Here is a 16,223-nt window from a genome sequence, read left to right as displayed (position 1 = left end):
GGTTCCGGCCGTTACGGATGTCGGTTCGAGCAGGCAAGATGGGCAACAGAGCGGTACACCTGCCGGATGCGACGAGTTCAGGCCGAGGTCGCCCGGGCGATCAAGGTCCGCAACGCGCGTGAAACGCTGTTGTGGTGTGATGCTCAGGTGCCCGACCGCCTCCGGTGGCACCGGGGAAAGGCGGCCTGACCAGCAAGGATGGGGAAGCGGAAGATGGACAAGCAGCAGGAGTTCGTGCTCCGGACGTTGGAGGAGCGCGACATCCGGTTCGTACGCCTGTGGTTCACGGACGTGCTGGGCTTCCTCAAGTCCGTGGCCGTGGCCCCCGCCGAGCTGGAGCAGGCCTTCGACGAGGGCATCGGATTCGACGGCTCCGCCATCGAGGGCTTCGCCCGGGTCTACGAGTCCGACATGATCGCCAAGCCGGACCCCTCCACGTTCCAGGTCCTGCCGTGGCGCGCCGAGGCCCCCGGCACCGCCCGCATGTTCTGCGACATCCTCATGCCGGACGGCTCCCCGTCCTTCGCCGACCCGCGCTACGTCCTCAAGCGCGCCCTGGCCAAGACCTCCGACCTGGGCTTCACCTTCTACACCCACCCGGAGATCGAGTTCTTCCTGCTGAAGGACCGCCCCCTCGACGGGACCCGCCCCACCCCCGCCGACAACTCCGGCTACTTCGACCACACCCCGCAGAACGTCGGCATGGACTTCCGCCGCCAGGCGATCACCATGCTGGAGTCGATGGGCATCTCGGTCGAGTTCTCCCACCACGAGGGCGCCCCCGGCCAGCAGGAGATCGACCTGCGCTACGCCGACGCGCTGTCCACGGCGGACAACATCATGACGTTCCGCCTGGTCATGAAGCAGGTGGCGCTGGAGCAGGGCGTACACGCGACCTTCATGCCGAAGCCCTTCTCCGAGCACCCGGGCTCCGGCATGCACACCCACCTCTCCCTCTTCGAGGGCGACCGCAACGCGTTCTACGAGTCCGGCGCGGAGTACCAGCTCTCCAAGGTCGGCCGCTCCTTCATCGCGGGCCTGCTCAAGCACGCCGCGGAGATCTCGGCCGTCACCAACCAGTGGGTGAACTCCTACAAGCGCATCTGGGGCGGCTCCGAGCGCACGGCGGGCGCCGGCGGCGAGGCCCCCTCGTACATCTGCTGGGGCCACAACAACCGCTCGGCCCTGGTCCGGGTCCCGATGTACAAGCCCGGCAAGACCGGCTCCGCACGCGTGGAGGTCCGCTCCCTGGACTCCGGCGCGAACCCCTACCTGGCCTACGCCCTGCTGCTCGCCGCGGGCCTCAAGGGCATCGAGGAGGGCTACGAGCTCCCGCCGGGCGCCGAGGACGACGTCTGGGCCCTCTCGGACGCCGAGCGCCGCGCCATGGGCATCGAGCCCCTGCCGCAGAACCTCGGCGAGGCCCTCTCCCTGATGGAACGCAGCGACCTGGTCGCCGAAACCCTCGGCGAACACGTCTTCGACTTCTTCCTGCGCAACAAGCGCCAGGAGTGGGAGGAGTACCGCAGCGAGGTCACCGCGTTCGAGCTGCGGAAGAATCTGCCGGTGCTGTAGGCGCAGGTCGGGGCGGGTTTTCGCCGTGTCGATCTCTTGGGGCCGACGGTCGTGGACCGTCGGCCCTGTCGTGTCTCATCGGTTCGTGCGCGCACGGCGTCATGGGGCGAGCCGTGACTCCCCGCTCGTATCGTGAGAAGAGACGCAGCTGCGCTGTGGCAAGGCAGGAAAGTCATGACGGAACCGAAGGTCGACTACGCGGCGGTGTTCCGGGCCCTGCCCGGGGCGGTGGCGCTGCTGACCCCGAAGCTGGTCTACGTGGACGCCAACGTGCAGTTCCTGCGCCACGTGGGCCTCACCCGCAAGCGACTGTGCCGCACCCGCGAGCAAACGGTCGGTCGTCACCTGCCCGACGACCTCCCCGACAGCGACCCCGACGCGCCCCTCCTGTCCAAGATCTCGGCGTCGCTGCGCCGGGTGGCGGACACCGGTGAGCCCGACACCATGGCACTGGTGCGCTACGAAATCGAGGACATGGAGGACCCGGACGATCCCGGGGCACGGCAGGAGCGGTATATGACCCTGACCAACGTTCCCGTCTTCGGTCCGGACGGTCAGGTGGCACTGCTGTTGCACCGGGTGGAGGACGTCACCGAACTCATCCGTGCCCGTGAAGTCGCGCTGAGCCTGCAAGAGGCGATGCTGCCCGCTCCCCGTCCGGTCGGCCGGCATCCGGCGGCCGTGCGTTACCGGCCCGCCGCCGCGGCGCTGAACGTGGCCGGCGACTGGTACGACCTCATCGACCGGCCCGGCGGCCGCATCGCCGTCGTCGTCGGCGACGTCGTCGGCCACGGCCTGCCCGCCGCCGGTGTCATGGGGCAGTTGCGCAGCGCCCTCACCGCCGCCTGTCTGGTCTCCGAGGGGCCCGCCAGCGCCCTGGAAGTCCTCGGGCTCTACGCCCGCACCGTCGACGGCGCCGAGAACACCACCGTGGCCACGGCCTTCATCGACTGGGAGACCGGCACCATCACCTACAGCAGCGCCGGTCACCCCCCACCGGCCCTCCGCCGGACGGACGGGACCGTGGAGTTCCTGGACCAGGCCACCGATCCGCCGCTGGCCGCCCGCCCGGAGCACGCTCCCCGGGTCCAGGCCACCGCGGCCTTTTGCGAGGGCGACGTTCTCGTGCTCTACACCGACGGCCTGATCGAACGCCGGCGCGAGGACATCGACACCGGTCTTGCCCGGCTCGCCGACTCCCTGGCCCGGCACTGGGCAGACGACTGTGAAGCCCTCGCCGACGCCGTGCTCGCAGACCTGCTCCCGCCCGGTGACGCCACCGACGACACCGCCCTGGTCGTCGTGCGCCTGTGAAGGGGCCGCTTGCTACTTCTTGGGGGCGGTGCGGTGGCGCTCTATCTCCAGGGCGAGGTCGCTGCGCTCCCTGCGGGCCGTGTCCGCCTCCTCGCGCACCTTGTCGAGGCGCTCCTCCAGCTGCGCGACCCGCTCGCGGTAGCGGTCCAGTTCGGCCCGTACGAACTCGGCGTCGGCCACCTGCTGCGCCGTCTCCTTGCGGATCTTCTCCGTCTCCGCTTCGAACCTCTCCTTGGCGTCGTCCAGTTCGGCGATGGCCATCTCCGCGGCCTCTTCCGCCAGCGCCGTGCGCTGCTCGGCGGCCAGGGTCCGCTGGGCCGAGGCCTTGGTCACGGTCTCGATGCGCGCCTCGGCGGCGGCCGAGTCCGTGACGATGGCCAACTCCTCGATGTAGACGGGCAGATCCGTGGCCAGCCGGGCCATGAGCGCCAGGAGATCGTCGCGGCCGCCCGCGGCCCCGTCCCGCGCGGATTCCATCGTCAGTACCGCCTCTGCGGCCTGCACGGCCTCCGCCGGCTCCCCGGACTGGGTGTCGGCCCCTGCCTTGGCCGCCTTCTTGGCCTCGGCCACCTGACGCTTCTCCTCCTTGCGCTGCTGCCGCTTGGCGCGGAACTTGCGGAAGGCCCCGAGCGCGTTGTGGTCGGGGTGAGCGCAGTAACGAGGCGCCGGGTCCTCGGGCGTCGGCGCCGCGGGAGGATGGGTGCAGTCCGGGTAAGCGCAGACCGCAAGCGTCTCGACAGTCATCTTCTCGCCTTTCCAGCGATGTTCAGGGCGTTCGTCGATCACGCTAGAGGCGGACGGGGCCGAACGGGCGTCCTGCCGACGGGGCGTCAGCGATCGGTAAGAAGTCGCCAGCCCCTGCCGAGGAGCACGAGCAGCACGAGCAGCACGCCAAGCACGCGAAGCAGCTTGCGGTCAGTGCAGATACGCGGGTGACACCGCCGCCGTGCTGATCCGTCGCGCCCGCCCCGAGCCGTCCGCCGGGACCTCGTACAGATCGGCGCCGTAGTCCCCGGGCAGGGCGTACACGATCGTGCGGGCGTCCTTCCACACCGCCTGGTCGTCCACGCTTCTCGACTCGGCCAGCGGCGTCTCGCGCATCGTGCGCAGGTCGAGGACGTACAGATGCCAGGGGGCGTCCTTCGGGAGGGCCGCCACCCGCTTCTTGTAGGCGATGCGGGTGCCGTCGGGGGAGAGGGAGGGGCATTCGACGTTGGTGTGGAGGGTGGTGACCGTACGTGCGCGCAGGTCGCCCCGGACCAGATAGGTGTGCCCCCCGGTCGCCAGCGTCGCGTAGAACGTGCGGTCGTCCCCGGCGAACGTCACGCCCCAGAAGTTCACGTCCGCCGCGCGGTAGGGACGGCGGTCCTTGACGATCCGGAAGTCCTCCAGGGACGGGATCAGCCGGCCCGTGCGGGTGTCCACGATCGCCGCGCGCGTGGAGAAGTTCGTACCGGCGTACGAGTCACCGCCCACGAACGCCGTCCAGGCGGCGTACCGACCGGTGGGGGAGACCCGGGCGCGGGACGGGATGCCCGGGACGTCGTAGCGGTCCCGGGTGCGCAGGCGGGAGTCCAGGATCAGGGCGCGGTAGGTGTCGGAGACGGCTCCGTGCACCGCCTGGAGGCACACTCCGGTGCCCGATCCGGCGTAGAAACGCAGGCACTTGACGCCCGAGGCGGTGCGCGGGCCGGCCGGGTCCGCCGCCGGGACCGTGGTGAGCTCGTCGCGGTGCGGGCCCCAGGCCATGTTGCGGAACACCATGCGGCCGGGGCCCGTGAGCGTGACCTTGCCCGAGGTGACCTCGGGGCCGCCGGCCTGGGTGTGGTCGCGGCGGTCCGCCCGGGCCGACGCGTGCAGGACGGAGGCCAGGCCGACGGCCGCGAGGACGGCGACGGCGCCGAGCAGGATCAGGATGCGGGTGCGTACGGTCATCCCGTTGCCGTGCCTTTCGGGCGCAGAGGGGTCGGGCTTTTCGGGCGGAGGGTGTAGGAGAACGCCGCGCACGCCGCCAGCGCCGCGGTCGCCGCCACCAGGGCCGTACGGTCGCCCCACAGCGTCCACGCCGCGCCGAACAGGAGCGAGCAGGCGAACCGTGCCAGCGCCTGTCCGGTCTGGACGACGGCCAGGCCCGACGAGCGCAGTTCCTCGGGCACGCGGTCCGAGGCCGCCGCCATCAGCACGCCGTCGGTGGCCGCGTAGAAGCCGCCGTGCAGGGTGAGGACCGCGTACGGCAGGGCGGTGCCGTGCCAGGAGGTGAGCAGCAGGGCGTACGCCAGGAGCAGGGAGCCGTGGCCCGCCAGGAACACCCGCCAGCGGCCGACGCGGTCCGCCAGGCGGCCCAGCGGCACCGCGAGGAGCAGGAACGCCGCGGCGGTCCCCAGTGGCAGCAGGGCGAACCAGCGGTCGGGGACGCCGAGCCGGCGTTGCAGCAGGAGGTAGATGAAGGAGTCGCTGACCGTGGCCAGGCCCAGCAGCAGGGCGCAGACCGTGAGGTGGCGCAGATCGCGCCGCCGGAGGAGGGCGAGCGCGGCGCGCAGGGTGGGCCGCACCGCGTCCGTGGCCGGCTGCGCCGCGGCGTCGGTCTGCGCCGGACCGTCCTCGCTCCCCTGAGGGGCTTCAGGGGGCGGCGCGACCGGCACCCGCTTGCCCGGCACGAACAGCACCAGTACCAGCACACCCGTCACGGCCACGCAGAAGCTCACCGTGAACACCGCGTCGTAGCCGTCCACCGTCGCCCGCAGGATCAGGAAGGCGACCAGGGGTCCGAGCAGCGCGCCCGCCGTGTCCATCGCGCGGTGCACCCCGAAGGAGCGGCCACGGGTCTCGGGCGTGCTGGACAGGGAGATCAGCGCGTCGCGGGGCGCCGTGCGCAGGCCCTTGCCGGTGCGGTCGGCGGCCAGGATCAGGCCGATGGGCGTGAGGGAGTGCGCGAGCAGCAGCAGCGGCTTGCACAGGGCCGAGATGCCGTAGCCGAGCCCGGCCACCCCCTTGTGGCGGCCCCCGCCCCGGTCGGCCAGGTGGCCCCCGGCCAGCCGGACCAGCGCCGAGAAGCCGTTGTAGATGCCGTCCAGGAGGCCGAAGCCCAGGGGCGACAGGCCCAGGCCCGCCACCAGGTACAGCGGCAGCACCGCGGTGACCATCTCGGACGAGACGTCGGTGATCAGACTGACCGTGCCCAGCGCGAGCACCGTGGGGGCGACCGCGGCACGGCGCCGCCCGGCCACAACGGGCCGGTCGGCGCCCTCCGCGGAGGCCGGCGCAGATGGGGGTCCCCCCTGCTCAAGCGGATTCGAGAGCTTGGGGGAGCTCGCGCGGCTGTCCGCTACGTACACGTCACGGCGCCCAGATGCCGGTGATGTCCCTGGCGGAGGCCGCGTTGCCCGCGTGCGCGGAGAGGCCCTGGGTGTCCTCCAGGGTGCGCAGCAGGTCGTAGTGGTTGTAGGTGGTGGAGGAGGACGACCCCGGCGTCACCTGCTGGCCGTACAGGACGGTCGGGATACGGTTGCCGCTGAGCCGGTTGTCCTCGTCGAAGGTGACGACGAGCAGGCTGTTGTGGGTCTTGGCCCAGGTGGCGTAGGCGCCCAGGTTGTTCTTCAGCCAGGTGTCACCGGTCGACACCGAGCAGTCGTGCATGTCGCTGCACAGGTTCGGGACCACGAACGACATCTGCGGGAGCGTGGAGTAGTCGCTCGGGAACTGGGCGAACGTCTTCGCCGTCGAGGTCGGTACGTTGCTGAAGCCGAACCACGGGTTGTGCTTGCGCGCGTAGCGGCCGCTGCCGCAGGTGGTCGAGCCCTGGCTGGGCAGCGACTCGTTGTAGCCGGCCCACGTGCGACCCGCGGCGATCACCTCGGAGGCCAGGTTCGCCTTCGAGGAGAAGCCCGGGGTGTAGCAGCTGTCGTCCGTGACGCCCTGGGTGGAGCCGGAGAACAGCGCGAAGTAGTTCGGCTGGCTGGGGTGGGTCTCGGCGTAGGACTGGCTGAGGTTGGCGCCGCCGGTCCTCAGCGAGTTGATGTACGGGGCGCCGGAGGAGCCGATGACCTGGCTGTAGGCGTGGTTCTCGAAGACCGCGACGACCACGTGGTCCGGGGAAGGCACGGCGCCCGCGGCGTGCGCGGAACCGTTGCCGAGGCCGGTCCACAGCCCGATCGCGGCCGCGGCCAGGGCCGTACCGGACGCCACCATGGTGCGGGCACGGCGAAACGCCGAGCTGGCAGAACTGCCGGACACATCAACCTCCGGAGGGGGGAAGGACGGGGTTGGCGGTGCGGACAGAGCATGCGCACGCCATCATTCCCGTTCCTCACGGGCCGCAACCGGGCGGATGAAGACCGTGTGAACTACTCCTGAGTGTGGGCCAGTTGAGCCGGCACTCGGTGGGGCGGTCCGGTGGCCCGCTTGCGGTACACCCGGCTCGCGCAGCCTCCCCCGGGGGCTATGCGCGGCGCCACCGGGTCTGACTGAACGGTTCGCCCTTTCCGAAGCCGAACACCGTCCCCGGGGTCACCGAGTAGACGACGGCCCGTCCGGAGTCGTGATGGAAGGACCCGTCGCGCACCTCGAAGCGCCAGCCACTGCCGTATTTCGCCTGCCACGCGGCCGCCAGGGCGCGCAGCCGCCCCTCGTCGGACACCCGCACGGCCTCGCCCTCCACCACCAGGTCGTAGCCCTTGTCCCAGGTGTTCGTGCCGGTGGTGAGGACGACGTGCGGGTCGTGCTCCAGGTTGCGTGCCTTGCGCTCCTCGGGGCCGGTGCAGAAGTGCAGCGCGCCGTCCGCCCACACCGCGAGCAGCGGAGTCACGTGCGGTCGCCCGTCCGGCCGTACGGTGGAGATCCAGAACAGCTCGGCCGCGGCGAGCCGCTCCGCCACCGTGGACCAGGCGGGCGCGGCGGCGTCCGGGTCGGAGTAACGGCGGTCCAGCTCGCCCTGGGGTTCCTGCATGGCGCCTCCTCGGATCGGCGGTTTGCCCGCGCAGGGGGACCGGTCGACGGTCTCCCCGCCGATGAGACCGGGCACGGCGGCGGAACTCATCGGTGTCCGCCCCGGAGCCGGTGTCGGCCGGTGCGGTTAGGCTCGGGCCAGGACGACCTTGATCCGAGGGGAGGCCGCGGATGACGCCGGGGCGCAGGAGCAGTACGTTCACTCGGCTGCTGCGGCACGGATTCACGGACCCCTCGGCCGCCGAGCGGCTGCTGGACAGCGACGAACTCGCACCCGTGCGCAACGACCCGTTCCTCCTGGAGGCACTGGGTGCCACCGCCGAGCCGGACCTCGCCCTGCACGGCCTGGTGCGGCTGCTGGAGGCCCAGCCCGGTCCCACGGCCCGCCGCGAGCTCCTGGACACGCTGATAGCCGCCAAGCCGCTGCGCGACCGACTGCTCGGCGTCCTCGGCGCCTCCGCCGCCCTCGCCGACCACCTCACCCGGCATCCGCGCGACTGGGAGGCGCTGGTCACGTACGAGCCGCGGGACCTGCACCCCGGGGTGGAGGAGTTCGAGCGGGGCCTCGCGCAGGCCACCGACCCGGTCTCCCTGCGCGTCGCCTACCGCCGCTGCCTGCTGTCCATCGCCGCCCGCGACGTGTGCGGCACCACCGGCGTCGCCGAGACCGCCGCCGAGCTCGCCGACCTGGCCACCGCCACCCTGCGGGCCGCGCTCGGCATCGCGCGGGCCGCCGCGCCCGACGACGCCGCGCTGTGCCGGCTCGCGGTGATCGCGATGGGCAAGTGCGGCGGTCACGAGCTGAACTACGTCTCCGACGTGGACGTGATCTTCGTCGGGGAGGCCGCCGACGGCGCCGACGAGGGCAAGGCGCTCAGGTCGGCCACCAAGCTCGCCTCGCACATGATGCGGATCTGCTCGGAGACCACGGTCGAGGGCTCGATCTGGCCCGTGGACGCCAATCTGCGCCCCGAGGGCCGCAACGGCCCCCTCGTGCGCACGCTCAGCAGCCACCTCGCCTACTACCAGCGCTGGGCCAAGACCTGGGAGTTCCAGGCGCTGCTCAAGGCCCGCCCGGTGGCCGGGGACCTGGAGCTCGGGCAGCAGTACATCGCCGCCGTCGAACCGCTGGTCTGGAAGGCCGCCGAGCGCGAGAACTTCGTCGCCGACGTGCAGAAGATGCGCCGCCGCGTCGTCGAGAACATCCCCGCCGCCGAGGTCGACCGCGAGCTGAAGCTGGGCCCCGGCGGCCTCAGGGACGTCGAATTCGCCGTCCAGCTGCTGCAGTTGGTGCACGGCCGTTCCGACGCCTCGCTGCGCAGCGGCACCACGCTGGACGCCCTGCAGGCCCTGGCCGCCGGCGGCTATGTCGGCCGCGCCGACGGTTCCCAGCTCGACGAGGCCTACCGCTTCCTGCGCTCCATGGAGCACCGCATCCAGCTCTACCGGCTGCGCCGCACCCATCTCGTCCCCGAGAGCGACGCCGATCTGCGCCGCCTCGGCCGCTCGCTCGGGCTGCGCGCCGACCCGGTGGCCGAGCTGACCCGCGAGTGGAAGCGGCACACCGGTGTCGTACGCCGCCTGCACGAGAAGATCTTCTACCGCCCGCTGCTCGACGCCGTCGCCCAACTCGCCCCGGGCGAGGCCCGGCTGAGCGCCGAGGCGGCCCGTGAACGGCTGGTCGCCCTCGGCTACGCGGACCCCGCCACCGCCCTGCGCCACCTGGAGGCGCTGGCCTCCGGCGTCACCCGCAAGGCCGCCATCCAACGCACCCTGCTGCCCGTCCTGTTGGGCTGGTTCGCGGACTCGGCCGACCCGGACGCGGGCCTGCTGAACTTCCGCAAGGTCTCGGACGCGCTCGGCAAGACCCCTTGGTATCTAAGGCTGTTGCGGGACGAGGGCGCGGCGGCGGAGAACCTCGCCCGCGTCCTGTCCGCCGGCCGCCTCGCCCCCGACCTGCTGATGCGCGCCCCCGAGGCGGTGGCCCTGCTCGGCGACGGGGACCGCGGCAGCGGGCTGGAACCGCGCGTCCGCGTCCACCTGGAACAGGAGATCCTCGCCGCGGTCGGCCGCGCCGAGAACGCCGAGCAGGCCGTCGCCGCCGCCCGTGGCGTCCGCCGCCGCGAGCTGTTCCGTACGGCCGCCGCGGACATCGTCGACTCCTACGGCACCGAGGCGAACCCCGCCGAGCCCGACCAGGGCGCGCTGGTCGACCGGGTCGGCAGCGCGGTCTCCGACCTCACGGCGGCGACCCTCGCGGGCACGCTGCGGGCCGTCGTCCGCGAGGGCTGGGGCGACACCCTGCCCACCCGGTTCACGATCATCGGCATGGGCCGCTTCGGCGGCCACGAGCTGGGTTACGGCTCCGACGCCGACGTGCTGTTCGTGCACGAGCCGTGGGAGGGCGTCGACGAACGGGAGGCCTCGGAGGCGGCCAACAAGGTGGTCGCCGAGATGCGTCGTCTGCTGCAGGCCCCCAGCGCCGACCCGCCGCTGCTCATCGACGCCGACCTGCGCCCGGAGGGCAAGTCCGGGCCGCTCGTGCGCACCCTCAAGTCGTACGCGGCGTACTACCGCCGCTGGTCCCTGGTCTGGGAGTCCCAGGCGCTGCTGCGGGCCGACCCCGTCGCCGGGGACGAGGACCTGGGCCGCCGTTTCGTCGACCTGATCGACCCCCTGCGCTACCCGGTGGAGGGCCTGGGCGACGAGGCGGTGCGCGAGATCCGGCGGCTGAAGGCCCGCATGGAGTCCGAGCGGCTGCCGCGCGGCTCCGACCCGAAGCTCCACACCAAGCTCGGCCCCGGCGGCCTGTCCGACGTGGAGTGGACGGTCCAGCTGCTCCAGCTGCGGCACGGCTGGGTCGAGCCGGGCCTGCGCACCACCCGTACCCGCGAGGCGCTGGCCGCCGCCCGCTCGGCCGACCTGATCTCCACCGAGGACGCCGAGACCCTGGACGAGGCCTGGGTGCTGGCCACCCGGGTCCGCAACGCGGTCATGCTGGTCCGCGGCCGGGCCGGCGACACCTTCCCCACCGACGGCCGCGAGCTCGCCGCGGTCGGCCGCTACCTCGGCTACGGCGACGGCCACGTCGGCGACATGCTCGACGCCTACCGCCGCACCACCCGCCGGGCCCGCACGGTGGTGGAAGAACTCTTCTACGACGCGTGAGCCACCGGACGGACGCCCCGGCCCTTGCCCGGAAGCTCAGCAGTGGCCGCCGGACCGGCCCTGGGGGGTGTCGTTTGGATCAGGCCGGCCGTGACGAACGGTGCGGATCGGCCGACCCGAGCGGGGTCATGGGGGTACCCCCTGTTCGAGCGAAGTCGAGAACTTGGGGGAGTCGGCGAGTGACGACAACGCGGCAGGGGGTCCCCCCTTGCTCGAAGAGCTTGGGGAGTGCGTGCCAGGGCCCGCGACGCCGGGATGATCCAAACGACACCCCCTAGCTAGCTAGGTCTCGCTCGGCAGCAGCGGGCCGTCCGTGCTCCTGTGGGGTGCCGGGCGGGGGAGGGCGTGGGGCAGGGCGCCGTACCAGAGCCGGGCCACGGTGAAGCCGAAGGCGAGGCAGAGGATGCCGCCGACCGCGTCGAGCCAGAAGTGGTTGGCGGTGGCGACGATGACGAGCAGGGTGGTCGCCGGGTAGAGCAGGCCCAGCACGCGCGCCCACGGCACGGAGGCCAGCGCGAAGATGGTCAGCCCGCACCACAGGGACCAGCCGATGTGCATGGACGGCATCGCGGCGTACTGGTTCGACATGTTCTTCAGATCGCCGGACGCCATGGAACCCCAGGTGTGGTGGACCATGACGGTGTCGATGAAGTGGCCGCCGCGCATCAGGCGGGGCGGGGCCAGGGGGAACAGGTAGTAGCCGACCAGGGCGACGCCCGTCGTCGCGAACAGCACCAGACGGGTCGCCGCGTAGCGGCCGGGATGGCTGCGGTACAGCCACACCAGCACACCCAGCGTCACCACGAAGTGCAGCGTCGCGTAGTAGTAGTTCATGCCCACGATCAGCCAAGACACCGAGTTCAGGCCGTGGTTGACCGACTCCTCGACGGCGAGGCCCAGGTGGTGCTCCAGCCGCCACAGCCAGTCGGCGTTGTGCAGTGCTTTGCCCCGCTGCTCCGGGACCGCGTTGCGGATGAGCGAGTACGTCCAGTAACTCACCGCGATCAGCAGGATCTCGAACCAGAGACGGGGCCGCCGGGGAGTGCGCATCCGACGCAGAAGTCCCTGCCCGCCCTCGCCCGTGACGGCCTGCGGAACGGCCACCTGGTTGCGACCTTCCGGTTCTGTCACGGTCGAGTCACTCATGGGCACAGAGTCTGCCAGAAAAGCCTTCTTCGACAGATCATCCCAAGGTCGGGTCCGTGACGCATGTCCTACGGCGCACGGACTCCCGGCTCTCCTACCAGGGAAGTGGCCGCGTTTGTCGGTCTTCCGTCCGAAGGACGATTCCGGACGATTCCAGCGAGATTCAAGGGCGATTCCGGTCACCGGGGGCCGAAGCGGTCGAACCGCGCACCACCAGTTCCGGCATGAAGACGAACTCGCTGTGCGGGGCGGGAGTCCCGCCGATCTCCTCCAGCAGCGTGCGCACCGCGGCCTGTCCCATCGCCGGCACCGGCTTGCGGATCGTCGTCAGCGGCGGGTCCGTGAACGCGATCAGGGGGGAGTCGTCGAAGCCCACCACCGAGATGTCCCGGGGTACTTCCAGACCGCGCTGCCGGGCCGCGCGTATCGCGCCCAGGGCCATCATGTCGCTCGCGCAGACGACGGCCGTGCAGGCCCGGTCGATGAGCGAGGTGGCGGCCGCCTGCCCGCCCTCCAGGGTGTAGAGGGAGTGCTGGACCAGCTCCACCTCGACCACCTCGGGGCTCAGCCCCAGCTGGTCCTGCATCGCGCGCAGGAAGCCCTCGATCTTGCGCTGCACCGGCACGAACCGCTTGGGGCCCAGCGCCAGGCCGATCCGCGTGTGCCCCAGCGACACCAGGTGCGTCACCGCCAGCGTCATCGCCGCCCGGTCGTCGGGGGAGATGAAGGGCGCCTGCACCTTCGGGGAGAAACCGTCGACCAGCACGTACGGCACCCCCTGGGCCCGCAGTCGCTCGTAGCGCTCCATGTCGGCCGTGGTGTCCGCGTGCAGTCCGGAGACGTAGATGATGCCCGCGACCCCGCGGTCCACGAGCATCTCGGTCAGCTCGTCCTCGGTGGACCCGCCCGGGGTCTGCGTGGCGAGCACCGGGGTGTATCCCTGCCGGGTCAGCGCCTGGCCGATGACCTGGGCGAGGGCGGGGAATATCGGGTTCTCCAGCTCCGGCGTGATCAGGCCCACCAGGCCCTCGCTGCGCTGCCGCAGCCGTACCGGACGCTCGTAGCCGAGCACGTCCAGCGCGGCCAGCACGGACTGGCGGGTGGTGGCGGCGACGCCCGGCTTCCCGTTGAGGACCCGGCTCACCGTCGCTTCGCTCACCCCCGCCTGCGCTGCGATGTCGGCAAGCCGTGTGGTCACGGCACTGGACTGTACCGGCCGTATCTCGCCTTGCACACCGATCGGACGTCGTGCGCGAGCGCTCCCACGGCTCACTGCGGGTTGCTGCGTCATCCGCGTCCTCGTCCTTCTCGTCGGCTCGTGGGCCGGTCGGCTGGTCATCGTCGTCCGGCCTGCAAGGGGATGATCCCCGTACCGGAAAGGTATGGCAAGAGCTTGCAGAGTCTTGCACAAGTGTCCGTCAACCCGCTGATCGGCAGCGGATCGGGGTTGCGGGGGGATGGAGCCCAGGTCACGGCGGGGTAACTGTCGTGTCCTCTTGCACTTTTTTTCTGCAAGGTCTTTCGCAACGCTTACATCGCTGTTACGTTCTCGACGCCCGGCGGCCGCAAAGGCGCAGTCGGCAAGTCGCAGGGGCGGCGGACGGGACCGCTCACTGCACCACTCGGGCTTTGACCTTCAAGGAGAACTCATGCGGCGTGGCATAGCGGCCTCCGCGCTGGTGGCGTCCCTCGCCCTCACGGCGACGGCGTGCGGCGGGAGCGACAGCGGTAGTGACAAGGCGGACGGCCCGGTCACCATTACTTGGTGGGACACGTCCAATGCCACGAATGAGGCACCGACGTACCAGGCCCTGATCAAGGACTTCGAGGCCGCCAACAAGAACATCAAGGTCAAGTACGTCAACGTCCCCTTCGACCAGGCGCAGAACAAGTTCGACACCGCCGCCGGTTCCAAGGGCGCCCCGGACATCCTGCGCTCCGAGGTCGGCTGGACCCCGGCCTTCGCCAAGAAGAGCTACTTGCTGCCGCTGGACGGCACCGAGGCCCTCGCGGACAAGGACAAGTTCAAGTCCAACCTGATCACCCAGGCCCAGTACGAGGGCAAGACGTACGGTGTGCCGATCGTCACCGACACCCTCGCGCTCGTCTACAACAAGGCGATCTTCAAGAAGGCCGGCATCACCGAGGCCCCCAAGACCTGGGACGAGCTGAAGTCCGACGCCGCCAAGGTCAAGGCCAAGACCAAGATCGACGGTTACTGGGGCTCCACCCAGGCCTACTACGCGCAGTCCTTCCTCTACGGCGAGGGCACCGACACCGTCGACGCCTCCGCCAAGAAGATCACGGTGAACTCCGACGCCGCCAAGAAGGCGTACGGCACCTGGCTGGGCCTCTTCTCCGGCAAGGGCCTGCACAAGGCCGACACGACCGCCGACGCGTACGCCCACATCCAGGACGCGTTCGTCAATGGCAAGGTCGCCGCGATCATCCAGGGCCCCTGGGAGATCACGAACTTCTACAAGGGCTCGGCCTTCGCGGACAAGTCCAACCTGGGCATCGCCACCGTCCCGGCCGGCTCCTCCGGCAAGGCGGGCGCCCCGACCGGCGGCCACAACCTCTCGGTCTACGCCGGCTCCGACAAGGCCCACCAGGCCGCCGCGCTGAAGTTCGTCAACTTCATGACCTCGGCGAAGTCCCAGTCGACCATCGCCATGAAGAACTCCACGCTGCCCACCCGCGACGACGCCTACACCGACCAGGTCAAGGCCGACCCGGGCATCGCCGGCTACGGCACGGTCCTCTCCGCCGCCCAGCCGCGCCCCGCGCTGCCGGAGTACAGCTCCCTGTGGGGCCCGCTGGACACCGAGCTGCCGAAGATCGCCGGTGGCAAGGAGTCCCTGGACAAGGGTCTGAGCAACGCTGAGCTCGCGATCCAGAAGCTGGTTCCGGACTTCAGCAAGTAGGTCCCGAGTGGCCGCCGGATCTTCCCCCGAGCTCTCGACTTCGCTCGAGCAGGGGGACCCCCACTTCTGACTGGGGGGAGAGATCCGGCGGCCACCGGCCGTGCCCAGCCCGTCCCCCTTGAACATCCAGAAGGTGTCGAACCATGACAGTCGCCATCGACCGCGCGACCGGCAAGCGCCGCGGTGACGCGCCTCGGCCCGGGCTGGGCCAGCGCCTGAAGCACGGATTCCAGAAGCACTGGTACGCCTACGCGATGATCGCCCCGGTGGTCGTCGTGCTCGGCGTCCTGGTGATCTACCCCCTGGTGTACGGCCTCTACCTGACGCTCACCGACGCCAACAGCCTCAACACGGCCCGCACCATCGGCGTCAACCACATCGATGCGACGTACAAGTTCATCGGCCTCGACAACTACAAGGACATCCTGTTCGGCCCGACGTCGTACGACCGCTTCTGGTCGCACTTCATCTGGACGATCGTGTGGACGGCGCTCTGTGTCGCCCTCCACTACGGCATCGGTCTCGGCCTCGCCCTGCTGCTCAACCAGAAGCTGCGCGGCCGCACCTTCTACCGGCTGGTCCTGATCCTGCCCTGGGCCGTGCCCACCTTCGTCACCGTGTTCGGCTGGCGCTTCATGCTCGCCGACGGCGGCATCATCAACTCCTTCCTCCACACGCTCCACCTGCCGGCGCCGGACTGGCTGGAGGACACCTTCTGGCAGCGCTTCGCCGCCATCATGGTCAACACCTGGTGCGGTGTGCCGTTCATGATGGTCTCGCTGCTCGGCGGCCTGCAGTCCATCGACGCCTCCCTCTACGAGGCCGCCGAGATGGACGGCGCCAACGCCTGGCAGCGCTTCCGGTACGTCACCCTGCCGGGGCTCAGGTCCGTCAGCTCCACCGTCGTACTCCTCGGCATCATCTGGACCTTCAACCAGTTCGCCGTCATCTTCCTGCTGTTCGGCAGCACCGCCCCCGACGCGCAGATCCTGGTCACCTGGGCCTACTACCTCGGCTTCGGACAGCAGCCGCGTGACTTCGCCCAGTCCGCCGCCTACGGCATCCTGCTGCTGGCCATCCTGATCGTCTTCACCTCGTTCTACCGCCGCTGGCTGAACCGCAATGAGCAGCAGCTCGCGATCTGAGGCAGGA

General features: G+C 70.7%; 12 protein-coding genes. 5 read left to right on the top strand and 7 right to left on the bottom strand.

The window, feature by feature from the left end:
- The first annotated feature begins 213 nt into the window (after positions 1–213).
- Both ACWGKT_RS07640 and ACWGKT_RS07635 read left to right on the top strand, forming a co-directional pair.
- The gene (locus ACWGKT_RS07640; RefSeq protein WP_356141744.1) at positions 214–1,575 is read left to right on the top strand and encodes a glutamine synthetase family protein; all 1,362 of its coding nucleotides are present in this window, start codon (positions 214–216) and stop codon (positions 1,573–1,575) included.
- Between the two features lie 174 nt (positions 1,576–1,749).
- Complete coding sequence (locus tag ACWGKT_RS07635; RefSeq protein ID WP_453272875.1) at positions 1,750–2,889, top strand: SpoIIE family protein phosphatase; 1,140 nt, start codon at positions 1,750–1,752, stop codon at positions 2,887–2,889.
- Positions 2,890–2,901: 12 nt separating this feature from the next.
- On the opposite strand, the gene ACWGKT_RS07630 is transcribed toward ACWGKT_RS07635, so the two are convergent.
- From ACWGKT_RS07630 to ACWGKT_RS07610, 5 genes are all read right to left on the bottom strand, one after another.
- Positions 2,902–3,633 (bottom strand): hypothetical protein, encoded by a 732-nt coding sequence (locus ACWGKT_RS07630; protein ID WP_453272874.1) that lies wholly within the window; start codon positions 3,631–3,633, stop codon positions 2,902–2,904.
- 171 nt (positions 3,634–3,804) lie between these two features.
- Complete coding sequence (locus tag ACWGKT_RS07625) at positions 3,805–4,824, bottom strand: TolB family protein (protein WP_453272873.1); 1,020 nt, start codon at positions 4,822–4,824, stop codon at positions 3,805–3,807.
- Positions 4,821–6,224, bottom strand: coding sequence for an MFS transporter (locus tag ACWGKT_RS07620; RefSeq protein ID WP_453272872.1), 1,404 nt, complete (start codon positions 6,222–6,224; stop codon positions 4,821–4,823). The genes ACWGKT_RS07625 and ACWGKT_RS07620 overlap by 4 nt, the downstream gene beginning before the upstream one ends.
- A gap of 1 nt (position 6,225) precedes the next feature.
- Positions 6,226–7,077: an alkaline phosphatase family protein gene (locus tag ACWGKT_RS07615; protein ID WP_453272894.1), complete on the bottom strand. Its 852-nt coding sequence runs from the start codon at positions 7,075–7,077 to the stop codon at positions 6,226–6,228.
- A 250-nt stretch (positions 7,078–7,327) separates the two neighbouring features.
- Complete coding sequence (locus ACWGKT_RS07610) at positions 7,328–7,834, bottom strand: pyridoxamine 5'-phosphate oxidase family protein (protein WP_453272871.1); 507 nt, start codon at positions 7,832–7,834, stop codon at positions 7,328–7,330.
- 170 nt (positions 7,835–8,004) lie between these two features.
- Between ACWGKT_RS07610 and ACWGKT_RS07605 the strand changes: the two genes are divergently transcribed.
- Positions 8,005–11,001: a bifunctional [glutamine synthetase] adenylyltransferase/[glutamine synthetase]-adenylyl-L-tyrosine phosphorylase gene (locus tag ACWGKT_RS07605; RefSeq protein WP_453272870.1), complete on the top strand. Its 2,997-nt coding sequence runs from the start codon at positions 8,005–8,007 to the stop codon at positions 10,999–11,001.
- Positions 11,002–11,283: 282 nt separating this feature from the next.
- Here the strand turns inward: ACWGKT_RS07605 and ACWGKT_RS07600 are convergent, their stop codons facing one another.
- The gene (locus ACWGKT_RS07600; RefSeq protein ID WP_453272869.1) at positions 11,284–12,147 is read right to left on the bottom strand and encodes a phosphatase PAP2 family protein; all 864 of its coding nucleotides are present in this window, start codon (positions 12,145–12,147) and stop codon (positions 11,284–11,286) included.
- Between the two features lie 163 nt (positions 12,148–12,310).
- The gene (locus ACWGKT_RS07595; RefSeq protein WP_356141756.1) at positions 12,311–13,345 is read right to left on the bottom strand and encodes a LacI family DNA-binding transcriptional regulator; all 1,035 of its coding nucleotides are present in this window, start codon (positions 13,343–13,345) and stop codon (positions 12,311–12,313) included.
- A gap of 451 nt (positions 13,346–13,796) precedes the next feature.
- Between ACWGKT_RS07595 and ACWGKT_RS07590 the strand changes: the two genes are divergently transcribed.
- Both ACWGKT_RS07590 and ACWGKT_RS07585 read left to right on the top strand, forming a co-directional pair.
- A complete protein-coding gene (locus ACWGKT_RS07590) occupies positions 13,797–15,071 on the top strand; it encodes an extracellular solute-binding protein (RefSeq protein WP_356141757.1) in 1,275 nt (424 codons plus the stop codon).
- A 143-nt stretch (positions 15,072–15,214) separates the two neighbouring features.
- Complete coding sequence (locus ACWGKT_RS07585) at positions 15,215–16,216, top strand: carbohydrate ABC transporter permease (RefSeq protein ID WP_453272868.1); 1,002 nt, start codon at positions 15,215–15,217, stop codon at positions 16,214–16,216.
- The last annotated feature ends 7 nt before the right edge of the window (positions 16,217–16,223 follow it).

Source organism: Streptomyces sp. NPDC054794, from assembly GCF_053611585.1.
Note: the sequence above shows the minus strand (reverse complement) of the source record. Positions and strands in the feature narration are given on the sequence as shown.